The organism is Paracoccus litorisediminis, from assembly GCF_009711205.1.
Taxonomy (GTDB): Bacteria; Pseudomonadota; Alphaproteobacteria; order Rhodobacterales; family Rhodobacteraceae; genus Paracoccus; species Paracoccus litorisediminis.
Map to the genome: position 1 here is coordinate 810,621 of NZ_WMIG01000001.1, position 23,400 is coordinate 834,020.

20 protein-coding genes are annotated in these 23,400 nt (G+C 65.3%); 10 read left to right on the forward strand and 10 right to left on the reverse strand.

From position 1 onward, the window contains the following. The first annotated feature begins 53 nt into the window (after positions 1 to 53). The 7 genes from GL300_RS04125 to GL300_RS04155 all read left to right on the forward strand — a co-directional run bounded on the left by GL300_RS04125 (position 54) and on the right by GL300_RS04155 (position 8,606). Complete coding sequence (locus tag GL300_RS04125) at positions 54 to 1,217, forward strand: glycosyltransferase family 2 protein (RefSeq protein WP_155038278.1); 1,164 nt, start codon at positions 54 to 56, stop codon at positions 1,215 to 1,217. A 20-nt stretch (positions 1,218 to 1,237) separates the two neighbouring features. Then, positions 1,238 to 4,204, forward strand: a complete 2,967-nt coding sequence (locus GL300_RS04130) for a 2-oxoglutarate dehydrogenase E1 component (RefSeq protein WP_155038279.1) — start codon at positions 1,238 to 1,240, stop codon at positions 4,202 to 4,204. A gap of 1 nt (position 4,205) precedes the next feature. Then, positions 4,206 to 5,729 (forward strand): 2-oxoglutarate dehydrogenase complex dihydrolipoyllysine-residue succinyltransferase, encoded by a 1,524-nt coding sequence (gene odhB / locus GL300_RS04135; RefSeq protein ID WP_155038280.1) that lies wholly within the window; start codon positions 4,206 to 4,208, stop codon positions 5,727 to 5,729. A 137-nt stretch (positions 5,730 to 5,866) separates the two neighbouring features. Further along, positions 5,867 to 6,124 carry a hypothetical protein gene (locus GL300_RS04140; RefSeq protein WP_155038281.1) on the forward strand — a complete coding sequence of 86 codons (258 nt, stop codon included), beginning with the start codon at positions 5,867 to 5,869 and terminating at the stop codon, positions 6,122 to 6,124. After that, positions 6,124 to 6,516, forward strand: coding sequence for an MAPEG family protein (locus tag GL300_RS04145; protein ID WP_155038282.1), 393 nt, complete (start codon positions 6,124 to 6,126; stop codon positions 6,514 to 6,516). Before GL300_RS04140 ends, GL300_RS04145 begins: the two co-directional genes overlap by 1 nt. Before the next feature lie 46 nt (positions 6,517 to 6,562). Beyond that, positions 6,563 to 7,957: a dihydrolipoyl dehydrogenase gene (gene lpdA / locus GL300_RS04150; protein ID WP_155038283.1), complete on the forward strand. Its 1,395-nt coding sequence runs from the start codon at positions 6,563 to 6,565 to the stop codon at positions 7,955 to 7,957. Positions 7,958 to 8,111: 154 nt separating this feature from the next. Next, on the forward strand, positions 8,112 to 8,606 hold the full coding sequence (locus GL300_RS04155) for a lytic transglycosylase domain-containing protein (protein WP_155038284.1): 495 nt from the start codon (positions 8,112 to 8,114) through the stop codon (positions 8,604 to 8,606). Between the two features lie 54 nt (positions 8,607 to 8,660). Here GL300_RS04155 and GL300_RS04160 read toward each other — a convergent pair whose 3' ends face one another. Further along, complete coding sequence (locus tag GL300_RS04160; protein WP_155038285.1) at positions 8,661 to 9,101, reverse strand: GNAT family N-acetyltransferase; 441 nt, start codon at positions 9,099 to 9,101, stop codon at positions 8,661 to 8,663. Then, positions 9,098 to 9,937: an AAA family ATPase gene (locus GL300_RS04165; protein WP_155038286.1), complete on the reverse strand. Its 840-nt coding sequence runs from the start codon at positions 9,935 to 9,937 to the stop codon at positions 9,098 to 9,100. Before GL300_RS04165 ends, GL300_RS04160 begins: the two co-directional genes overlap by 4 nt. Before the next feature lie 161 nt (positions 9,938 to 10,098). On the opposite strand from GL300_RS04165, the gene dksA reads away from it, so the two are divergent. Beyond that, complete coding sequence (gene dksA, locus GL300_RS04170) at positions 10,099 to 10,521, forward strand: RNA polymerase-binding protein DksA (protein WP_155038287.1); 423 nt, start codon at positions 10,099 to 10,101, stop codon at positions 10,519 to 10,521. Positions 10,522 to 10,597: 76 nt separating this feature from the next. Next, positions 10,598 to 11,737: an FAD-dependent monooxygenase gene (locus GL300_RS04175; protein WP_155038288.1), complete on the forward strand. Its 1,140-nt coding sequence runs from the start codon at positions 10,598 to 10,600 to the stop codon at positions 11,735 to 11,737. On the opposite strand, the gene glmM is transcribed toward GL300_RS04175, so the two are convergent. The 8 genes from glmM to GL300_RS04215 form a co-directional block, all read right to left on the reverse strand. Continuing rightward, positions 11,734 to 13,077 (reverse strand): phosphoglucosamine mutase, encoded by a 1,344-nt coding sequence (gene glmM, locus GL300_RS04180; RefSeq protein WP_155038289.1) that lies wholly within the window; start codon positions 13,075 to 13,077, stop codon positions 11,734 to 11,736. The genes GL300_RS04175 and glmM overlap by 4 nt on opposite strands. Continuing rightward, positions 13,074 to 14,048 (reverse strand): dihydropteroate synthase, encoded by a 975-nt coding sequence (gene folP, locus GL300_RS04185; RefSeq protein ID WP_155038290.1) that lies wholly within the window; start codon positions 14,046 to 14,048, stop codon positions 13,074 to 13,076. The genes glmM and folP overlap by 4 nt, the downstream gene beginning before the upstream one ends. A gap of 44 nt (positions 14,049 to 14,092) precedes the next feature. Continuing rightward, positions 14,093 to 14,875, reverse strand: a complete 783-nt coding sequence (locus GL300_RS04190) for a dihydroneopterin aldolase (protein WP_155038291.1) — start codon at positions 14,873 to 14,875, stop codon at positions 14,093 to 14,095. A gap of 69 nt (positions 14,876 to 14,944) precedes the next feature. Continuing rightward, entirely contained in the window at positions 14,945 to 15,427 is a 483-nt protein-coding gene (locus tag GL300_RS04195) for a cell wall hydrolase (protein WP_155038292.1), read from the reverse strand. A gap of 217 nt (positions 15,428 to 15,644) precedes the next feature. Then, positions 15,645 to 18,206, reverse strand: a complete 2,562-nt coding sequence (locus tag GL300_RS04200; RefSeq protein ID WP_155038293.1) for a putative PEP-binding protein — start codon at positions 18,204 to 18,206, stop codon at positions 15,645 to 15,647. A gap of 135 nt (positions 18,207 to 18,341) precedes the next feature. Then, positions 18,342 to 20,399 carry a glycine--tRNA ligase subunit beta gene (gene glyS, locus GL300_RS04205; protein WP_155038294.1) on the reverse strand — a complete coding sequence of 686 codons (2,058 nt, stop codon included), beginning with the start codon at positions 20,397 to 20,399 and terminating at the stop codon, positions 18,342 to 18,344. After that, on the reverse strand, positions 20,399 to 20,869 hold the full coding sequence (locus tag GL300_RS04210) for a DUF6446 family protein (RefSeq protein ID WP_343042889.1): 471 nt from the start codon (positions 20,867 to 20,869) through the stop codon (positions 20,399 to 20,401). The genes glyS and GL300_RS04210 overlap by 1 nt, the downstream gene beginning before the upstream one ends. Before the next feature lies 1 nt (position 20,870). After that, the gene (locus tag GL300_RS04215; protein WP_155038296.1) at positions 20,871 to 21,833 is read right to left on the reverse strand and encodes a glycine--tRNA ligase subunit alpha; all 963 of its coding nucleotides are present in this window, start codon (positions 21,831 to 21,833) and stop codon (positions 20,871 to 20,873) included. A gap of 86 nt (positions 21,834 to 21,919) precedes the next feature. Between GL300_RS04215 and GL300_RS04220 the strand changes: the two genes are divergently transcribed. After that, entirely contained in the window at positions 21,920 to 23,398 is a 1,479-nt protein-coding gene (locus GL300_RS04220; protein ID WP_155038297.1) for a peptidoglycan-binding domain-containing protein, read from the forward strand. Positions 23,399 to 23,400 lie beyond the last annotated feature (2 nt).

Genomic DNA, 23,400 nt, shown 5'->3' on the forward strand with positions numbered 1-23,400 from the left:
GGCCGGCGACCGGGCATGACCTGCGCCAACGCCTCCGGCCAGCGGAGCGCGGCATGAGCATGCAACCCCCTCCTCCGCCGCCGGAGCCAGACCAGTCGGCGGCCCGGAACTGGGCGCTTTGCGTCTCGACCTACAACCGGGCGGCAATGCTGCGCGACTGCGTGCGCCATGCGCTGGCCTCGGACCTGCCCCCCGCGGAAATCGTCATCGTCGATGCCAGCACGAACTGGCAGGACAACCGCGCGATGATCGAAGCCGCCATCGCCGAGACAGGCGGCTGCCCGCTGCGCTATGAGCCGGCGCGGCGCAAATCCCTGACCGTGCAGCGTAACCAGGCGATTGCTCTGGCCGGGGCGGATATCCTGTTCCTCATCGACGACGACGCCATGCTGCACCCGGCCTGCGCGCGCCGTATCGTCGAATATTACCGCGCCGATGTGGATGCTCATGTCGTCGCCATCTCGGCTTGCAACACGCCCGCCGAATTCGTGCCTGCCGATGTGCAGGCGCTGAAGGAAACCAACCGCGCCGGCGATCTGGTCAAGGGCCGCCCGGCTCCTGTCCAGCGCGCGATCGACTTCGCGCTGCGCCATCTGCTGATGATCCCCGCCGATCAGCGCTTCGTCACCTATGATCGGCCTGACCAGCGCTGGCAGGGCGACGCCCGCCTGCCCGAGGGGCTGGCCCGCGTCGATTTCATCGTCGGCTTTGCCCTGACCCTGCGCCGCAGCATCGCCCTGCGCGAACCTTTCGACGAAGGGCTGGTCGGCAGCGCCATCGCCGAGGATCTGGACGCGAGCTATCGCTTTGGCCGCCACGGCATGCTGGCCTTTGCGCCCGATGCCCCGATCCATCACCTCGAAGCGGCGGCGGGCCGCGACAAGCGCCGGGTGAATACCGCGCTGGCGCTGCTCAATATCGGCTATTTTGTCCGCCGCAATTCGACCCGGCAGGGCCGCGACCTTGCGCGTTACGCGCTGTGGTACCTGCGCATGCTGCTGGCCGAGATCCCCAAGGATCTGGCTGGGCGGCGCTGGAGCATGCCGCAGGTCCGCGGCGCGCTTCTGGCCGGACGCAAGATCCCCGCCCTGCTGCGCCAGTCACGCGACGGCCTGCAGGACTGGTACGAGAATTTTCAGATGCAGCTGATGACCGAGACGACTTCCGGTCACGGCCCGAACCACGCGACCGCCCGTGATCAAGGCGTGAACGGATAGAATCCCCGGAGGCAATCCACATGAACGATCAATCCCCCAACGCAACATTCCACGATTCCAGCTTCCTTCAGGGCCAGAACGCGGTCTATGTCGAGCAGCTCTACGGCCAATGGGCCAAGAACCCGGCTGCCGTCGACGCAGCCTGGGACGAATTCTTCCGCAGCCTTGGCGATGACGAAACCACCGTCACCCGCGAAGCCAAGGGTGCCAGCTGGCGCCGCGCCGACTGGCCGCCGGCCCCCACCGACGAGATGACCTCGGCGCTGACCGGCGAATGGCCGATGCTGCCCAAGGCCGAGGCGAAAGCCGCGCTGGACAAGATCGCCGCGAAAGCCGGCGAAAAGGGCGTGCAACTGTCGGACGACGTGCTGAAGCGCGCCGTTCTGGACAGCATCCGCGCCATCATGCTGATCCGCGCCTTCCGCATCCGCGGTCACCTGCATGCGCAGCTTGACCCGCTGGGGATGCGCGAAGTTCCCGATCATGGCGAACTGAACCCGGAAACCTACGGCTTCACCGCCGCCGACATGGACCGCCCGATCTTCATCGACAACGTGCTGGGTCTGCAGATCGCCTCGATCCGCCAGATCACCGATCTGATGAAGCGGACCTATTGCGGCACCTTCGCCATCCAGTTCATGCATATCTCGAACCCCGAGGAAGCTGCTTGGCTGAAAGAGCGGATCGAGGGTTACGGCAAGGAAATCGCCTTCACCCGCGAAGGCCGCCGCGCCATCCTGAACAAGCTGGTCGAGGCCGAGGGCTTCGAGAAGTTCCTGCATGTCAAATACATGGGCACCAAGCGCTTCGGTCTGGACGGTGGCGAAGCCCTGATCCCGGCGATGGAGCAGATCATCAAGCGCGGCGGTGCGCTTGGCGTGAAGGATGTCGTGATCGGCATGCCCCACCGTGGCCGCCTGTCGGTTCTGGCCAATGTGATGAACAAGCCCTACCGCGCGATCTTCCACGAATTCCAGGGCGGCAGCTACAAGCCCGATGACGTGGACGGCTCGGGCGACGTGAAATACCACCTCGGCGCCTCGTCGGACCGCACCTTCGACGACAATACCGTGCACCTGTCGCTGACCGCGAACCCCTCGCACCTCGAGGCCGTGAACCCGGTCGTGCTGGGCAAGGTCCGCGCGAAACAGGACCAACTGTCGGATCAGGTGCATCGTCAGGCCGTGCTGCCGATCCTGCTGCATGGCGACGCGGCCTTTGCCGGTCAGGGCGTCGTCGCGGAATGCTTCCAGCTGTCGGGTATTCGCGGCCACCGCACCGGCGGCACGATGCATATCGTGGTGAACAACCAGATCGGCTTCACCACCGCGCCGCACTTCTCGCGCACCTCGCCCTATTGCACCGATATCGCGCTGATGGTCGAAGCACCGATCTTCCACGTGAACGGTGACGATCCCGAGGCCGTGGTTCACGCCGCGCGCGTCGCGACCGAGTTCCGCCAGAAGTTCCACAAGGACGTGGTTCTGGACATCATCTGCTATCGCCGCTTCGGTCACAACGAAGGCGACGAGCCGATGTTCACCAACCCGGCGATGTACAAGACCATCAAGGGTCACAAGACCACGCTGCAGCTTTACACCGACCGCCTTGTCGCCGACGGCCTTGTCCCCGAGGGCGAGATCGAGGAAATGAAGGCCGCCTTCCAGGCGCACCTGAACGAAGAGTTCGAGGTCGGCAAGAACTTCAAGCCGAACAAGGCCGACTGGCTTGACGGCAAATGGTCGGGTCTTGAGATCGAGGGTGCGGAATACAATGCCGGTGCCACCGGTATCGCGCCGGAAACCATGGCCGAGATCGGCACCGCGCTGACCCGCGCCCCGGAAGGCTTCGAGCTGCACAAGACGGTTGGCCGTCTGCTGGAGACCAAGAAGCAGATGTTCGAGACCGGCGAGGGCTTCGACTGGGCGACCGGCGAAGCGCTGGCCTTCAGCTCGCTGCTGGTCGAGGGCCATCCGGTCCGTCTGGCTGGTCAGGACTCGACCCGAGGCACCTTCTCGCAGCGCCATTCGGGCATTGTCGATCAGGTCACCGAAGAGCGTTACTACCCGATGAACCACATCCGTGGCGGTCAGGCCCGCTACGAGGTCATCGACTCGATGCTGTCGGAATACGCGGTTCTGGGCTTCGAATACGGCTACTCGCTGGCCGAGCCGAACACCCTGACCCTATGGGAAGCCCAGTTCGGCGACTTCGCCAACGGCGCACAGATCATGTTCGACCAGTTCATTAACTCGGGCGAAAAGAAATGGCTGCGCATGTCGGGCCTGGTGATGCTGATGCCGCATGGCTACGAAGGCCAAGGCCCCGAGCACAGCTCGGCCCGGCTTGAGCGCTGGCTGCAGATGTCGGCCGAGGACAACTGGATCGTCGCCAACTGCACGACACCGGCGAACTACTTCCACATCCTACGTCGTCAGCTGAAGCGTCCGTTCCGCAAGCCGCTGGTTCTGATGACCCCGAAATCGCTGCTGCGTCACCCGCTGGCGATTTCGAAGGCCGAGGAGTTCCAGACCGGCTCGAACTTCCACCGCGTGTTGTGGGACGATGCGGAACGCGGCCGTTCGGCGCTGACGCTGAAGCCCGATGCGCAGATCAAGCGCGTCGTGATCTGCTCGGGCAAGGTCTATTACGACCTGCTGGCCGCCCGCGATGCCGCCGGGGCCGACGATGTCTACCTGATGCGTCTGGAACAGTTCTATCCGTTCCCGGCTCAGGCGATGTCGAAGGAACTGGAGCGCTTCAAGGATGCCGAGATCGTCTGGTGCCAGGAAGAGCCCAAGAACATGGGCGGCTGGACCTTTGTCGAGCCGAACATCGAATGGGTCCTGAACCGCATCGGTGCCAAGCATTCGCGTCCGCGCTATGTCGGCCGCGCCGCAGCCGCCTCGCCCGCCACGGGCCTTGCCTCGCGCCACAAGGCCGAGCAGGAATCGCTGGTGAACGAAGCCATCACCGTCGGGTCGTAAGATGGCTGTGGAACTGCGCGTCCCCACTCTTGGGGAATCGGTCTCCGAGGCAACCGTGGCCACCTGGTTCAAGAAACCGGGTGACACGGTCGCCGTGGACGAAATGCTGTGCGAGTTGGAAACCGACAAGGTGACGGTCGAAGTGCCGTCGCCCGTCGCAGGCAAGCTGGCCGAAATCATCGCCGCTGAAGGCGAGACGGTCACGCCGAACGCCCTGCTTGCCCAGATCATGGAGGTCGGCAATGCCGGCCCCGAGGAAATGTTGCCCAAGGCAGAAACGGGCACCAAGCCCCAGGAAGGACAGAAAAACATGAGCGGAAAATCCGTCGACGTCATGGTGCCCACGCTGGGCGAGAGCGTCACCGAAGCCACCGTGGCGACCTGGTTCAAGAAGGTCGGCGATACCGTCGCGCAGGACGAGATGCTGTGCGAGCTGGAAACCGACAAGGTTTCGGTCGAGGTCCCCTCGCCCGTCGCAGGCGTTCTGGCCGAGATCCTGGCTCCGGAAGGCGAGACCGTTGATGCGGTGGCCAAGCTGGCCGTGATCACCGAAGGCGCTGTCGGTGCCGCCCCGGCCAAGGCTGATGCGCCGAAAGCCGCTGCCCCGGCAGCCGCGCCGGCTAAATCGGGTGCCGATGTCGAGGATGCCCCCTCGGCCAAGAAAGCCATGGCCGAAGCGGGTCTGTCGCGCGACGCCGTCACCGGCACCGGCCGCGATGGCCGCGTGATGAAGGAAGACGTGGCCCGCGCCGCTGCTGCCCCGGTCGCTTCGGCTGCCCCGGCCCCGGCCGCCGCGCCGCGCGCGCCTTCGTCGGCTCAGGATGCGGCCCGCGAAGAGCGCGTCAAGATGACCCGCCTGCGCGCCACCATCGCCCGCCGCCTGAAGGACGCGCAGAACACCGCCGCCATGCTGACCACCTATAACGAGGTGGACATGTCGGGCGTGATGAACCTGCGCAATACCTACAAGGACCAGTTCGAGAAGAAGCACAAAGTGAAGCTTGGCTTCATGTCCTTCTTCGTGAAGGCCTGCGTTCACGCGCTGAAAGAGGTCCCGGAAGTCAACGCCGAGATCGACGGCGGCGATGTCGTCTACAAGCATTTCGTCCATATGGGCGTGGCTGTCGGCACCCCGAACGGTCTGGTGGTTCCGGTCGTGCGCGATGCCGACCAGAAGAGCTTCGCCCAGATCGAGAAGGAAATTGCCGAACTCGGCGCCAAGGGCCGTGACGGCAAGCTGACCATGGCGGAAATGCAGGGCGGCACCTTCACCATCTCGAACGGCGGCGTCTACGGCTCGCTGATGTCCTCGCCGATCCTGAACCCGCCGCAATCGGGCATTCTGGGCATGCACAAGATTCAGGACCGTCCGGTCGTCGTCGACGGTCAGATCGTCATCCGTCCGATGATGTATCTGGCGCTGAGCTATGATCACCGCATCGTTGACGGCAAGGGCGCCGTGACCTTCCTCGTGCGCATCAAGGAAGCGCTGGAAGATCCCCGCCGCCTGCTGATGGATCTCTGATCCGGTCCTGCGGAACATGACGGCGCGCAGTCCCGGTTTCGGGGCTGCGCAACTCTTTCCGGTCTGGTCCGTTGAACCGCGACGGACCGCCCGTTTTCGCCAAAGGCGGCTTCCGACCGCAACGCAGGAGTGAAGCCATGACCCAGATGATCGCCCATTACAAAGTCGCCGATTACGCCCGCTTCCGCACCGCCTTCGACGCGGATGCCGAGGATCGAGGCAATAACGGGTTGTCGCTGCTGCAGCTTTGGCGTGAAAGCGATACCGCAGCCTGGGCGCTTTATCAGGTCGGGGACGCCCTGCGGGCGCGGGCCTATCTGGACGGCGCGGCCGGGGTTTTCAACAGTCAGGCCGGGGTTTCGGCCACCGAGTTCCACTTCGTCGAGACCGCCTGATGTCAGCTGAAACCACCGCCCTTGCCCTTGCCGCACTTTTGCAGGCCGTCCAGATCGGATTGGCTGGCGCCTCGATGAACCGCGATGCCGGCGTCGAGTGGAACACCAGCCCCCGTGACCAGCAGCCCGAATTCTCGGCCCGGACGGGACGGCTGCGCCGCGCGGTCGACAACCATTTCGAAGGGCTGATCCTGTTCACCATCGCCGGCCTTCTGGTGGCGCTGACCGATACCGACAGCCTGCTGACGGCACTTTGCGCATGGATCTACCTGCTGGCGCGCGTGCTTTACATTCCCGCCTATGCCCTTGGCTGGTCGCCCTGGCGATCGCTGATCTGGGCCATGGGCTTCCTGGCTACCCTGGTGATGATCGTCACCACCCTATTCTCATGAACCGACCCGGCGCAGACAGTCGCGCCGATGATGCAAGGAGTCCTGAATGTCCACCTATGACCTGATCGTGATCGGTGCCGGCCCCGGCGGCTATGTCTGTGCCATCCGCGCCGCCCAGCTGGGCCTGAAGGTCGCCTGCGTCGAGGGCCGCGAAACGCTTGGCGGTACCTGCCTGAACGTGGGCTGTATCCCGTCCAAGGCGTTGCTTCACGCCAGCCACATGCTGCATGAAACCCATGAAAACTTCGCCAAGATGGGCCTGATGAACGCCCATGTCGATGTCGACTGGGCCAAGATGCAGTCCTACAAGACCGAGACCGTCGGCGGGAACACCAAGGGCATCGAGTTCCTGTTCAAGAAGAACAAGATCGACTGGATCAAGGGCTGGGCCGAGATCGAAGCCGCGGGCCGCGTCAAGGTCGGCGATACCGTGTATGAAACCAAGAACATCGTCATCGCCTCGGGTTCCGAGCCCTCGACCCTGAAGGGCGTCGAGGTCGACAACGCGGCTGGCACCGTGGTCGATTCGACCGGCGCGCTGGCACTGCCCAAGATCCCGAAATCCATGGTCGTCATCGGCGCAGGCGTTATCGGTCTGGAACTGGGCTCGGTCTATGCGCGTCTTGGCGCGGAAGTGACCGTGGTCGAATTCCTCGATGCGATCACCCCCGGCATGGACGGCGAGGTCCAGAAGCAGTTCCAGAAGCTGCTGACCAAGCAGGGCATGAAATTCGTCATGGGCGCCGCCGTTTCGGGCACCACCGTCGAAAACGGCGCGGCGAAAGTCACCTACAAGCTGCGCAAGGATGACAGCGAGCATGTGATCGAGGCCGAGACCGTCCTCGTCGCCACCGGCCGCCGTCCCTATGTCTCGGGCCTTGGTCTGGACAAGCTGGGCGTGGCGCTGACCGATCGCGGCTTCGTTGCCGTCGATGATCACTGGCAGACCAGCGTCCCCGGCGTCTATGCGATCGGCGACGCGGTTCCCGGTCCGATGCTGGCCCACAAGGCCGAGGATGAGGGCATGGCCGTCGCCGAAGTCGTCGCGGGCAAGCATGGCCATGTGAACTATTCGGTCATTCCGGGCGTGATCTACACCTCGCCGGAAGTGGCCTCGGTCGGCCTGACCGAGGAAGCCGCCAAGGAATCGGGCCGCAAGGTCAAGACCGGCAAGTTCCCCTTCATGGGCAACGCCCGTGCCAAGGCGCTGTTCCAGGCCGACGGCTTCGTCAAGATGATCGTGGACGCGGAAACCGACCGGGTTCTGGGCTGCCACATCATCGGCCCGAACGCCGGCGAGATGATTCACGAAGTCTGCGTGGCGATGGAATTCGGCGCCTCGGCGCAGGATATCGCGCTGACCTGCCATGCCCACCCGACCTGCTCGGAAGCAGTGCGCGAGGCAGCGCTTGCCTGCGGTGGCGGCGCGATTCACGCCTGATTTCGCGATTTCGGCGAAATATCACCGGATCGGCCACTTACGAGTGGCGAGATTCTGCCGATGGGCCGCCCCTGACCGGGCGGCCCTTATCTTATTGTTTCCCTGAAGGGGAACCCCGTGTCTAACTCTGCCCAACCAAAAACCGAGGGCAGTCATGAAATCTCTGATCAGTCTCGTCATGCTGGGCGGCGTTCTTGCGCTGAGCGCATGCGGTGACAATTCGGTCGATCCTGACCGCCGCTATCTGGTCGCGCCCCGCGCCTCGCAGGCGGAAACCACCCGCCTGCACGCCAATGAAACGCCGGAGCTGCGCCGGCTGATCAATAAATATTCGGCCGAGTATCAGGTTCCCCCGGAACTGATCCATCGCGTCATCATCCGCGAATCGCATCACCGCCCCGGCGCGCGCAACGGCCCCTATTACGGGCTGATGCAGATCCTGCCCGCCACCGCGCGCGGCATGGGCTATCGCGGTCCGGCCGGCGGTCTGCTGGATGCCGAAACCAACCTGAAATACGGCGTCAAATACCTGCGCGGCGCCTATCTGGTCGGCGGCGGCAATCACGACGCCGCAGTGAAATGGTATTCGCGCGGCTATTACTTCGAGGCCAAGCGCAAGGGCCTGCTGGAAGAAACCGGCCTGCGCTGATAAGGACTCCCCCCGGAACGGAAACAGGCGGCCCATCGGGCCGCCTGTTTCCGTTCATACCTTGCGGTTGTAGCGGATGAAGGGGGACTTCACCGCCACCCGGTCATAAAGCATCCGGCCCGCATAATTGTCCTCGGCTGTCAGCCAATAGACCGCCGGAACACCCGCCTTGTCGGCTGCGGCATAGACCTGCTCGATCAGCCCGCGCGCAACCCCCTTGCCCCGCGCCTCGGGGGCGGTGAACAGATCCTGCAGATAGCAGACACCTTCGTCCCGCCACAGGTTCGGGTGAAAGACGTAATGGACAAGGCCCAGAAGCTGGCCGTCCACGTCCGCGACAAAGCCATGAAAGTCCCGAGTATCAGCAGCCATCAACCGGGCAAAGGCCTTGTCATAGAACTCGGCGGGACGTTCGTGAAAGCCGTAAAAGGCCTGATAGCCCTGATACAGCTGCTGCCAGCCCGCGCGGTCCTCGGGACGCAGTTTGCGGATCATCTCTGCCTCCTCGCCATAAAGGCCAGACGTTCGAACAGGGCCACATCCTGTTCATTCTTCAGCAATGCGCCATGCAGCTTGGGCAGCATCTCGCCCGCCGGACGCTTCAGGTCCTCGGGCGACAGATCCTCGGCCAGGATCAGTTTCAGCCAGTCCAGCAATTCGCTGGTTGAGGGCTTCTTCTTCAGCCCCTGCACCTCACGCAGTTCCAGAAACTGGGTCAACGCCTCCTCCAGCAGGCGCGGCTTCAGGTTCGGGAAATGCACATCGACGATCTTCTTCAGCGTCTCGGCATCGGGGAAGCGGATGTAGTGAAAGAAGCAGCGGCGCAGGAAGGCGTCCGGCAGTTCCTTTTCATTGTTCGAGGTGATGATGACGACGGGCCGGTGGCGGGCGCGAATCGTCTCGCCGGTCTCGTAGACATGGAACTCCATCCGGTCGAGCTCCTGCAAAAGGTCGTTCGGAAACTCGATATCGGCCTTGTCGATCTCATCGATCAGCAACACGATCTTGGCATCTGCCTCAAAGGCCTGCCACAGCTTGCCCTTGCGGATGTAGTTACCGATGTCATGGACCCGCGCCTCGCCCAGCTGGCTGTCGCGCAGGCGCGAAACCGCGTCATATTCATACAGCCCCTGCTGGGCGCGGGTCGTCGATTTGACGTTCCATTCGAGGATCGGCAGGCCAAGGCTTTGCGCCACCTGCCGGGCCAGTTCGGTCTTGCCGGTCCCCGGTTCACCCTTGACCAGCAGCGGGCGTTCCAGCGTGATCGCCGCATTCACCGCGACCGTCAGATCCGGGGGGGCTACATATGACTCTGTCGAGGAAAACCGCATCCGCCTGTCCTTTGCGCAACATCCAGAAGCCTAGGGGGCAGGGCGTGTCTTCGCAACCGCAGCATGCATTCCTGCCGGAAAGGCCTAGTGACAAAGGCCCTACCATACTTTATGGGGGCCGCAAGGAGCTGGCATACAGGCGCCCGGCTCCCGGAGGACCTATGAAAGCCCAGACCTTTCTGCCCGAAGACTATCGCCCCGCCGAAGATGAACCCTTCATGAATGAGCGGCAGCTTGAGTATTTCCGCCGCAAGTTGATCGCCTGGAAGCAAGAGCTTCTGGATCAATCGGCTGAAACGCTCGAAGGACTGCAGGAAAGCGCACGCAACGTGCCCGATCTTGCGGACCGCGCCTCGGAGGAGACCGACCGCTCACTGGAACTTCGGACCCGCGATCGTCAACGCAAACTCGTCAACAAGATCGATGCAGCCCTGCGCAGGATCGAGACCGGCGACTACGGCTACTGCGAAAAAACCGGAGAGCCGATCAGTCTGAAGCGACTCGATGCCCGACCTACAGCGACCATGACGCTGGAAGCGCAGGAAAAGCACGAACGCAAGGAACGCGTCTACCGCGACGATTGACGAAACCGCACCCCCGAGTCCCGGCGGTGTCCGACGCCGCCGGAAGGGCGGTTTTTTTATGCCTGGGGAAACTGCCATGCCCGGTTCACTGAACCTGTCGGTGACCATTGTCGGCGCGGGAATCGCCGGCCTGACAGCGGCCTGCGCGCTGGCGCATCGCGGTGCCTCGGTGCGCGTGCTGGAACGCGCGGGGGCGATCCGAGAGGTCGGTGCCGGCCTGCAGATTTCCCCGAACGCGGTGCGGGTGATCGACGCGCTTGGCCTGTGGTCGCGGTTCGAATCGATCAGTCTGCCCTCGACCCGCGTGGAATTGCGCGACTCGGGCGGGGCGCTGGTCGCGCCGCTGGATCTGGCGCGCCACCGCCCGCATGACCGCTTCCGCTTCGTTCACCGCGCCCGGCTGGTCGAGATGCTGGAAACCGCCGCCCTTGAGGCCGGGGTCCGCATCGAGCTGGGCCATGACATTCGCACCCTGCCCACCGATTGCGATCTGGTGATCGGCGCGGATGGCGTGAAAAGCCGCATCCGCCCGCTGCTGAACGGGTTCGAGTCGCCCTTTTTCACCGGTCAATCGGCATGGCGGGCGCTGATCCCCTCGGAACCGGACGCCCCCCCTGTCGCGCAGGTCTTCATGGGACCGGGGCGGCATCTGGTCAGCTATCCGCTGGCCGGAGGATTGCGCAATATCGTGGCCGTGATGGAGCGTCCCGACTGGCAGGACGAGGGCTGGTCCCAGCCCGGCGATCCGCAGGATCTGCGCGCGGCCTTTGCCCGCTTTGGCGACCCGGTTGGCGGCTGGCTGGAGCAGATCGATGAAGTCGGACTGTGGGGCCTGTTCCGCCATCCTGTCGCCACGCATTGGTTCCGCCCGGCCGGCCACGAACCGGCGGTGGCGCTGATCGGCGACGCCGCCCATCCGACCCTGCCCTTCATGGCGCAGGGCGCGGTCATGGCGATCGAGGATGCCTGGGTGCTGGCGGCCTGCCTGAACCGCAAGGATTTGAGCGCTTCGCTGTCGCGGTTCCAGAGCCTGCGCCGCCCACGTTGCCAGCGCATTGTCGATGCGGCCAATGCCAATGCCCGCAACTATCACCTGACCGGCCCGGCCCGCACCGTCGCCCATGCCGGGCTGCGGATGATTTCCAGCATCGCGCCCGGCCAGTTGATCGGGCGCTTTGCCTGGCTTTACGACTACGATCCGACGAAGGTGGCCTAGGCCGCCCTCTCGACTGCGGCGACGATGCCCTCGACGACCTCGCGCAGGGCGATTTCGTCCTCGGCCTCGGCCATGACGCGGATCAGCGGCTCGGTGCCGGATTTGCGGATCAACACGCGACCCGAGCCGTTCAGCCGTGCCTCGGCCCGGGCGATCTCGGCCTTGACGGCTTCGGTCGATAGCGGATCGGCCCCGGCAGCATAGCGCACATTCTTCAGCATCTGCGGCACCGGGTCGAATTGCGCGACCAGCTCGGATGCCTTGCGGCCGCTATCGGACAGGGCTGCAAGGAATTGCAGGCCTGCGATCAGCCCGTCGCCGGTGGTGGCGTAATCGGTCATCACGATATGGCCCGACTGTTCACCACCCAGATTGAAGCCCTCGGCCCGCATGCGTTCGACCACATAGCGGTCACCGACGGCGGTGCGTTCCAGCCGCAGGCCGCGACCTTGCAGGAAGCGTTCCAGACCAAGGTTCGACATCACCGTCGCGACCAGCGCGCCGCCACGCAGCCGACCCTGTTCAGCCCAGCGTCCCGCCAGCAGCGCCATGATCTGGTCGCCATCGGCCACCTGGCCCTTTTCGTCGATGATCATCACCCGGTCGGCATCGCCGTCCAGACTGATGCCCAGATCCGCGCCATGTTCCAGCACCGCGCGGGCGCAGGCCTCGGGATGGGTGGACCCCACGCCGTCATTGATATTGTGGCCGTTCGGGGTGACACCCAGCGGAATGACCTCGGCCCCCAATTCCCACAGCACATCGGGTGCGGCGCGATAGGCGGCGCCATTGGCGCAGTCGACCACGACCTTCAGCCCGTCCAGCCGGTGCCCGGCCGGGAAGGTGGTCTTGGCATATTCGACATAGCGTCCGCGCCCGTCATCGATCCGCTTGGCGCGGCCGATATTCTGCGGCTGGGCCGGGGCGATGTCACCGGCGACGATGGCCTCGATTTCGGCCTCGGCCTCATCGGACAGCTTGAACCCGTCGGGGCCAAAGAACTTGATGCCGTTATCCGCCGCCGGGTTATGGCTGGCCGAGATCATGATGCCGACATCCGCCCGCATCGAGCGGGTCAGGAAGCCCACCGCCGGCGTAGGCACCGGCCCCAGCAGCAGCACATTCATGCCCGTCGAGGTCAGACCCGCGGTCAGCGCGTTTTCAAGCATATAGCCCGACAGCCGGGTATCCTTGCCGATGACGACGCGGTGGTGATCCTCGCCCTTGCGACGGAAATAGCGACCGGCAGCCGCGCCAAGACGCAGCGCCATTTCGGCGGTCATGGGGTAGCTGTTCGCCCGGCCCCGGACACCGTCGGTGCCGAAAAGTTTCCTGCTCATTTGTCCCCTCCGGTCACAGCCTGCCATAGGGCCAGACCCTGCCTTGTTGTTTCCACGTCATGGACGCGGTGGATTTGTATGCCCTGCGCGACCCCGGCCAATGTCACCGCCAGCGACCCGGCCGCCCGGTCCGCCGCCCGCTCGACCCCGGCCACGCTGCCGATGAAACGCTTGCGCGAGACACCCAGCAGCACAGCGCAGCCCAGCCCGTGAAACAGCGAGATCCGCCGCAGGATGGCCAGATTATGCGCTTCGGTCTTGCCAAAACCAATGCCCGGATCGACGACGATCCGGTCGCGGGGGATTCCCGCCGCTTCAGCGCGTGCGATCCGCTGCGCCAGCGCGTCATAGACATCCAGCAGCACGTCGCCGTAGCTTGGATTGTCCTGCATCGTCGATGGGATGCCCTGCGCATGCATCAGGCAGACCGGCAGGCCCGAATCCGCCACTACCCGCGCCATGTCGGGATCGAAATCAAAGCCCGACACGTCATTGACCAGCCCTGCCCCGGCCTTGATCGCGGCCTGCGCCACCTGCGCTTTGCGCGTATCGACCGAGATCCCGGCCAAGCCCCGCATCGCCGCAATCACCGGGACGACCCGGTCGATTTCCTGCGGCACGGGCACGTCCTGCGCACCGGGACGGGTCGACTCCCCGCCGATATCCAGAATCTCGGCCCCTTCGGCCAACAGCGTGCGCGCATGAGACACGCCATCATAGCTGCCACCGTCCGAGAAACTGTCGGGCGTCGCATTGACGATGCCCATGATCCGCGGCCGGTCCATCGCGAGCCCCAGAACCGGGGGGCGCGGCGTGGTCAGCGCGGCCATGACCTCGTCGGGGGCGGTGTCAGTAATCCGCACGGCCTCGCCCCGGCGCAGGATTTCGAATTGCGAAAAACGCACCCAACCGCCGGCAAGCTGCCAGCGGCCATGTTCGGCGGGAATGGGGCGGTAATAGATCTGGCTCATCATGTCCGTTCGCTTGGGCCGGTTGGTCCCGCGCGACCCGCGGGCTACAGGCGGCCCGTCGTCACGTGAAACATCGCCGGCAGTTCCGGCAGGGGCTGTCCCTCGGGCAGCGCCCAGTCAAGGCGGCTGGCCCCCAGCTTGTCGGCCAGCCAGATCGCCAGCGCATGCGGCTGCGGCGACAGGCGCGGCACATCGCGCGTCATCCGCGCGGGGGCCCAGACCACGGCGCGCGCCTCGGCCGCGGCCCAATCCAGCTCGGTCCGGCTGTCGGCCACAGTCAGACCCAGCTTGCCCGCCAGGGCCCATGCCGCCTGATCCAGCGCCAGCAGTGCGATCTCGCGGTCGTTGCCCCCCTGCGGGACCGGCAGACCCGGCGCGTCAGGAACAAGGACGACCGCGCCACTCGGCAGATCGATCCCGGTCCCGTGAAAGATCACCCGGACGGGCGCTGCGGCATCCGCCGCCTTGACGCGGCCCTGCCTGCGCACCAGCGTGATGCCAAGCGCGCCGGGCACGCGATCCAGCTTCTCGACCGAGACCTGAACCTGCGCCGCACGCGGATGGGACAGAACCTGCGCCGCGATCCGCTCGCCCACCGTCTCCAGCAGGTCATAGCGCCGGTCGGCCAGCACTGTCGCCACCGCCCCGGTCAGCACGTCATAGCTGAGGATGCGGTCCACCTCGTCATCGACGCCGGTGACATGGGCGCGCAGCTCCACATCGATATTGAAACGCAGCCGCTGAGGATGGCCCCTCTCGGTCTGGAAGGCGCCGATTTCCGCCGAGATGACGTAATCGCGCAAGTGGATGCGGTCGGGCTGGTCCATGGGGTGCATTTCACAGGAAAACGGCCCCGCCGCAAGGGACGGGGCCGTCACAGATCCGGTAGAATTAGATCAGTTCGAGGCCAGACGGCGATCCGAACGATAGAAGGTGTGGCTGCCGATGCGGGTCGTGCGCTCGAACTTGCGCGACCACGAGGGTTTCACGCCGCCAGTGTGGAAATAGGTCGCGCCATTGGTCAGGTTGCGCGGAGCGCCCTGCAGGGCGGCTTTCGCGATCTTCTGGGCGCGGTTGAAGGCGCCCTGCTCGCGGATGCGGCTTTTCTTGTAGGTGAACTGCCCCTTCTGGTTCACGACGCCGCAGACCGATTTGGGGAACTTCGGATGGTCTACGCGGTTGAGTATGACCTCGGCCACGGCTTGCTGGCCTTTGTGGCCTTCGCCACGAGCTTCGAAATACAGGGCTTCGGACAGGCATTGCAGATCCGAAGTCTTGGGCGATTTGGTATCGGCGGTCGCCGGAGCGGCAACAACAGCAGGGGTTGCAAGGGCTACACACAGGGAAACGCGCGCCAGCCACGACATGATTGTCGACATGGTGATCCCGTTAAATGGATCCGGCTCACTGTCCGGTCGGTTACGTTCTCGGGCCGTTTTGGCCCCCTTCTCGCGACTCAGAGACCAAAGAACCGACGGGGTTTGCTACCTGTCCTTTTCGAGAATCGACTTATCCACAGGGATTCAAAGGGTTTTGGCGGAAACCCGCCGAGGCGAAAAACGCCCACAAGCAGATTCCGGCCAAAAGCGAAAACTGTTACGACTTTGCCGCAGGGTCGCTTTCGGCGCTTTCGCGGGCCATCAGGATCGATTCCTGCGCCGCGGCAAGCCGTGCGACAGGCACCCGGAAGGGCGAACAGGACACGTAATTCACCCCGGCGCGCAGGCAGAAGGCGATCGATTCCGGGTTGCCGCCATGCTCGCCGCAGACCGAGATGATGATGCCCGGCGCCTGTGCCCGTGCCCGTTCCGCGCCGATCGCTACCAGCTCACCCACGCCGTCGCGGTCGAGGATATGGAACGGGTCCTCGGCAAAGACGCCCTGCCCGACATAGGTGCCCATGAACCGCCCGGCATCGTCGCGCGACAGGCCATAGGTCATCTGGGTCAGGTCGTTCGTGCCGAAGGACAGGAAGGCCGCATGTTCGGCGATGTCACCTGCCCGCAAGGCGGCGCGCGGGGTCTCGACCATGACGCCAAGGCGATAGGTGAAATCCTGACGGGTCTCATTGCGGACGGCGGCGGCGACGGCGTCGATGCGGGTCTTGACCAACTCGACCTCGCGCCGGGCGCTGACCAGCGGGATCATGATTTCGGGGACCACCGGCTCGCCATTCTTGCTGGCCTCGATGGTGGCTTCAAAGATGGCGCGGGCCTGCATGTCGTAGATCTCGGGGACGGTGATCCCCAGACGCACGCCGCGCATGCCCAGCATCGGGTTGAATTCGGACAGGGCCTCGACCCGGCGGGTCACATCCGACAGCGGCAGGTCCAGTGATTCCGCCAGTTCCCGCATGCCCTCACGGTCATGGGGCAGGAATTCGTGCAAAGGCGGGTCGAACAGGCGGATGGTGACGGGCAGACCGGCCATGATTTCGAACAACGAAACGAAATCGCTGCGCTGCATCGGCAGCAGGCGTTCCAGCGACAGGCGGCGATCCTCGGGCTTGTCGGCAAAGATCATCTCGCGCATGGCGGGCAGGCGCTGGTCATCAAAGAACATGTGCTCGGTGCGGCACAGCCCGATGCCCTGCGCGTCGAACATCCGCGCCTTGCGGGCATCTTCGGGGGTGTCGGCATTGGCGCGGATGCGGATACGGCACAGCGAATCCGCCCATTCCAGAAGCTGGGTGAAGCTGTCGTCCAGCGCCGGTTCCAGCATCTCGGCCTCTCCGGCCAGCACCTCGCCCGAGGTGCCGTCGATGGTGATGAGTTCGCCCTCATGGAAGCTGCGGGTGCCGACCTGCATGGTGCGGGCGCGGGTGTCGATGGAAATGCCCGAAGCCCCGACGATACAGGGCAGGCCGATGCCGCGCGCGATCACCGCCGCGTGGCTGGTCATGCCGCCGCGTTCGGTCAAGACGGCGACGGCGGCATGCATGCCGCGAATATCCTCGGGGACGGTCTCGCGCCGCACCAGAACGCAACGCTCGCCCCGTGCCTCGGCGGCTTGTGCGGCGGCGGCGGTAAAGACGATCTGCCCGGTCGCGGCGCCGGGACTGGCATTGATGCCCTTGGCGATGATGTCGCGGGGGGCGCGCGGATCGACCTGATAATGCAGCAGGTCGGACAGCGCGCGCGGTTCGACCCGCGTCACGGCTTCCTCGATAGGGATCACGCCATCATGGGCCAGAGCGACCGCGATCCGGACGCTGGCGCGCGATGAGCGCTGGACGCGCACCGCGTCGATGATCGACAGGTTGCTGTCCGAAATGGCGAATTCGATCTGCATTTCCTCGCGCAGACGTTCGCGGCAGGCGACGCCGTAGCGGACCAGATCGGCAAAGACCTCGGGCGCCGCTTCTTCCAGCGAGGGGCCGCGCGGGTCGCGGGTCAGATACAGCGTCTCGGTGCCCTCGCGCTGCGCCCGGCCCTGAGTCTGGCCGCGGAAACGTCCGGTAATGCCGGGGCCGCCGGTCACGCTGTCGACCAACTGGATCGATCCCGAACCGGTGACGCCCGGCCCGATCGCCAGCGCCATGTCCTGCACGATCAACCCCAGCGGTGCCTGCGAGGGCGCGCCCTTGGCCTGTCGCAGCAGACGCGCCGTCGGTCCATCCCATGCCCGCGCCATCGAACGCAGCACCTCGGCGAGTTGCCGGGCGGGATCCTGGGGGAATTCCTCATCGGTTTCGGATTCGTAGGCCCGCAGCGCCGATTGCAGGTCGCCACCATTATCCGAGAACATGTCCGGATCAAGCCGCGCGACATGGACCGCGAAGGATTGCACGAAACCCAGATAGATCGCATCGGCCGCAGGCTTGCCGCGCGACTGCACCAATCGGGCATGGCATTCATTGTTGATGCCGACATTCAGGATCGTGCCGGGACCGCCCCAAGCCGGGTTCGCCGCCGAGGGCCGGACGCTGACCAGACCTTCGGCCCGCTCGATCAGCGCGGCAAGCGCGCCGCGATCGGGCAAATGCCCGGCAGCGATGCCGCGCACCGCCTCGGCCGAAATGGCGAAGCTGGTCGGGACAGGCAGATCCATCCGCACGAGGCGTTGCAGGCATTTCGCCCGCCAGCCGTGGCGCGCGACCTGAATCCCCGCCGTGGGGGTGATTTTGACGATGGCATCTGGATCGGTGAGTGCGGTCATGGTGCCGTCACATTAGGCGTGTGCAGCATTATGCCGCAAGCGCGAAGAAGGTAGCAGAAAGGGGGCTGCCGCCCCCTCGGTCCGGGCCTTGCGGCCCGCACCTTCACCCCTGCGGGTATTTGGAAAACGGTGAAATCAGCCCTCGATCCGGCCGAAATCAGCGATGAGCCGGCCAGCCTCGCGGATACGCGACAGCAGGTTCAGGCGGTTGCGGCGGACGATCTGGTGGTCCGTGTTGATCTGCACCGCCTCGAAGAAGGCGTCGATCGGGGCGCGCAGGCTGGCCATCGCCGACATCGCTGCCGGGAAGTCCTCGGCCTTGACCGCCGCGCGGATCGCCGGTTCAGCGGTGTCGAGGGCGGCGAAAAGCCCGCGTTCCTGATCGGTTTCGGCAAATTTCGGGTCGGCACCAAAGCTGTATTCGACGCCGTCCTTGGATTCCGCCTGCGTGAGGATGTTCGAGGCGCGCTTGAGGCCCTGCAGCAGGTTCGGGCCGTCTTCGGTTTTCAGCACGTCCGACAGCGCAGTGGCACGGTTCACCAGCAGCACCAGATCATCATTGCCCGGCATCGACAGAACCGAGTCGATGATGTCATGGCGGGTGCCCTGATCGCGAAGGTAGACCTTGAGGCGGTCGTGGAAGAAGGCCAGCAGGTCGGCGGCATCCGCGCCCGGATAGCCTTTGCCGATGATCTCGGTCAGGTTCACGCGGGCCTTGTTCGTCAGCACCAGCCGGATCACGCCAAGCGCGGCACGGCGCAGGGCGAAGGGGTCTTTCGAGCCGGTGGGCTTTTCGCCGATGGCCCAGAAGCCGGTCAGCGTGTCGAGCTTGTCGGCCAGAGCCACGGCAACCGAAACCGGCGCGGAGGGCACGTCATCCGACGGGCCCAGCGGCGAATAATGGTCGCGGGCGGCATCGGCGACGGCGGCAGGGTAATCGGCAGCCTGCGCGTAATAGCGGCCCATTGTGCCCTGCAGTTCCGGGAATTCGCCGACCATGGCCGAGCGCAGGTCAAGCTTCGCGACCTTTGCCGCCTGCTCTGCCTGATCCGCGTCGGCACCGACCAGCGGCGCGATCTCGCGCGCCAGCGCCGCGATGCGGGCGATACGGTCGGCCTGAGAGCCGAGCTGGCTTTGGAAGGTCACGGATTTCAGGCCCTCGGCCCAATCCTCCATGCCCGTTTTCGCGATCCGCAGGTCGTTATCCCAGAAGAAGGCAGCATCCGACAGGCGGGCAGCCAGAACGCGCTGGTTGCCCTTGAGGATGGTTTCGCCGTGATCCGGGGTCTCGATATTGGCGACGGTGACAAAGCCCTCGATCCGGCCGGTTTTCGGGTTCCGGGCCGAGAAGAACTTCTGATGCTCCTTCATCGAGGTTTGCAGAACCTCGGGCGGCAGCGTCAGGAAGCGGTCCTCGATGGCACCCATCAGCGGCACCGGCCATTCGACCAGCCCCGCGACCTCGGTCAGCAGGCCGTCATCGGGGACGATCTCCCAGCCCCGCGCAAAGGCAAGGTTCGCGGCCTCTTGCCGAATGGCGGCCTCGCGCTCGGACGAATCCAGCATGACGCGGGCGCGGCGGAGTTTCGCGGCATAATCCTCGAAGCTGGACACGGTGATCTCGTCCGGGGCCATGAAGCGGTGGCCGCGGGTGGTGTTGCCAGCGGTGATGCCCTCGATCTCCAGCGGCACGGTATTCGCGCCTGCCTCATCCGTCAGGATACAGATGATCGAATGCAGCGGACGCACCCAACGCAGCGAACCCGCGCCCCAACGCATGGATTTCGGCCAGGGGAAGTCGCGGATGGTCGCGGTCAGCACCTCGGCCACGATCTCGGCGGCGGGACGGCCCGGCTTGGTCAGGGTGGCGAACCAGACCTGACCCTTCTTGTCGTCGCGGGCTTCCAACTGATCGCGGGTCAGCCCGGTCGAGCGCAGGAACCCTTCCAGCGCCGCCTCGGGCGCGTCGGTGCGGGGACCTTTGCGTTCTTCGCGGGTGGTCGGGCTTTCGGCGGTCAGGCCCTCGACGGTCAGGGTCAGGCGGCGGGGCGTCGAAAACGCACCGGCCGAGGCATAGGTCAGCCCCGCGCCGACCAGCCCGTCGGTTACCAGTTTCTTCAGGTCTTCACGCGCGCGGGCCTGCATCCGCGCCGGGATTTCTTCCGAGAAAAGCTCGATCAGAAGGTCGGGCATCAGTCCATCACTCCGCGTTCGGGGGTCTTGTCGTTGAATTGGTGCCAGCCATAGGCGCGGCCGTCGGGATAGACGGCGATCACGCGATCCACGTCAGGGCGGATCTCGGGCTGGGACAGATAGGCTTTGGCCACGCCGGATTGCAGATCGGCCCCGATTTGTCCGGCGTCAAAGCAGGAAAACCAGTTCGGGCCGACCAGCGGCGTGGGATTGGCAAAGGGTTCAGCACCCTCGGGCAAGGGTTGGTCTACGCGGAAGCAGCCGCGCCAGCGGATGGGCGAGCTTGAGGCGTCGATCGCCTCAAGATCGCCAGCCTGCAGCGGGACAGCCTGACCGTTCGCCATGACGGTGATCGTCACGCCCGCCGGATCAAGCTGGTCGTAAAAGCCATATTCCTGCGCATACCAGACCCCGACGCCCGCAAAGACTGCGGCGCCAAGGATCAGCAGCGCGGGAATGCGGCCGTTCACGTCACGCCCCAGCCGGGAAGGCCGGCAGCGGCTCGCCGGTCGCGGCCGAGGTGGTCACGAACAGGTCGGCGCAGCGCTTCGCCAGCGCGCGCACCCGGCCGATATAGGCCTGACGCTCGGTGACCGAGATCACGCCACGCGCATCCAGCAGGTTGAACAGATGGCTGGCCTTGATCGCCTGATCATAGGCCGGATGCGCCATCGGGATCGCGCGACCGGCACTGTCGGTGTCCGCCGCATCAAGGATGCGGGCGCATTCGGCCTCGGCATTCTTGAAATGGGTCAGCAGCATCTCGGTATCGGCCTGCTCGAAGTTCCAGCGGGAATATTCGCGCTCGGCCTGACGGAAGATGTCGCCGTAAGTCATCGGGATCGCGCTGGCGGGATCGTTGAACGGCATGTCCATGACATGCTCGACGCCCAGCACATACATGGCCAGGCGCTCCAGACCATAGGTCAGCTCGCCCGAGACGGGACGGCAATCATGCCCGCCGACTTGCTGGAAATAGGTGAACTGGCTGACTTCCATGCCGTCGCACCAGACCTCCCAGCCAAGGCCCCATGCGCCCAGCGTCGGGCTTTCCCAGTCATCCTCGACGAAGCGGACGTCATGGATCATCGGGTCCAGACCGATCGCCTTCAGCGAACCCAGATACAGATCCTGCAGGTTCGCGGGCGACGGTTTGATGATGACCTGATACTGGTAGTAATGCTGCAGGCGGTTCGGGTTCTCGCCATAGCGGCCATCGGTCGGGCGACGCGAGGGCTGGACATAGGCCGCCGCCCAAGGGCGCGCCCCCAGCGAACGCAGCGTGGTCGCCGGGTGGAAAGTGCCCGCGCCAACTTCCATGTCATAGGGTTGCAGCACCGCGCAGCCTTGTGCGGCCCAATAGGACTGCAGGCGCAGGATCACGTCCTGAAAGCAGACGGGTTTCGCCGTCTGATTGTCCTGGGGGCTGGTCATCGCTGCATCCTTTTGCATAACTGGCAAGTAAGGTCAGCCGCCTTCTAGGCAGAGGGCGGCGCAGGGTCAATGAGAGGGAACTGCCCATGCGGCGCTTTGCGTTCATCTTCGGTGCGACTTTGCCGCTTGTCGGCGTCTTGCCCGCACTGGCCGAGGATGTGCTCATCCGTATCGAGGCCAAGCGCGGCACCGAAATCGCCCGCAACTCGGCCGAGCGCTGGGGTGCCCAGTTCGACGATGTCGTGACCTTCCCTTTGGGCGACGGCTGGACGGGAATCGCGCTGGGGCCGATGCCCCGCGAACAGGCCACCTCGCGCCTGCAGACACTGAAGTCGGACGGCAAGGTTCCCGGTGACAGCTTCATTTCGCCCGCTGCCGGTCGGGATGTCACGCAGGTCGGCGGCCAGCCCGCCGCCGCCGTGCCGACCGCCGCGCTGGAAGCAACCCCCACGCCCGCGGCCCCCGCCGTGCCGGAAGCCGCACCTGCGGTCGGTTCGGCCTCGACCTTCCCCACGGATCCCGCTGCCACCGCCCCCGTGATCGTCGCCGAACCCGTGCCGGAGCCAGAGCCCGTCCAGTATTACCTGCGTATCGAATCCTCTCCCGATCGCGACAAGGCCGAGGAATTGCTGGCCAAACGCCGCGAGACCCTGCCCGAGGCCGGGCTGTGGACCCTGTCGAATGGCCGCTCGGCGGTGGCGATTGGCCCGATGGATGAGGCGACCGGCAAGGCATGGCTTGCCGCATTCCGCCGCGCCAACGCCGTGCCCAAGGACGCCTTCCTTGCCCCCCTTGCGGACATGGGCGACCCGGCCGTTCCCGGTCGCGCCCCCGAACTGGGCGCCCCCCCTGCAGAAGACGCCCCCAAGCCCGAAATGCCCGCGCTTGAGGATATCCAGCGCGCCCTGCGTTGGGCCGGGCATTACGATGGCGCCATCGACGGCAAGGACGGGCCGATGACCCAGAACGCCATCGCCGAGGAAATCGTGCGGCTGCGCGCCTCGCCCGATACTGCCGCCGCGATGCATGAACTCATCCGCCGCCGCGAGGCATGGCGGGCGGAAATGGGCCTGACCGGGCTGCGCGACACCCATACCGGGCTGGCCATGCCTGCACCGATGGACCGGCTGCAATTCGACCGGGCCGAGCGTGCGCTGTCGATCTATGGTCCCAAGGACGGCTCGGGCGCGGCGTTGATCCTGTTCTCGCAGCCCGGCGGTCAGCAAGAGATGCTGGACCTTGCGGGCCTTGTGACCGCGCTTGGCTGGGTTCCGGCCCCGAAGCGCGACGTGCGCAAAGGCAGCGTGACGCTGGACGGCCGCAACCAGACCCATATCAGCCATGCCGAGGGCAAGGTGATCGAGGACCGCGTGCAGGGCTTTGTCCTGATCTGGCCCGCGACCGACCCCGAGGAGCAGCGCCGCATCGCCGCGGAAATCTCGGACAATCTGGGCCGTTTCGCCCCCGCCGCGGGCGAGGCCGTGCCCGAAGCACCGGCGATTCCGCCCGCCGAAACCGTCAGCGCCGCCCCTGCGGCGACCCCCGCGACGATCCCCGTCCCCTGACG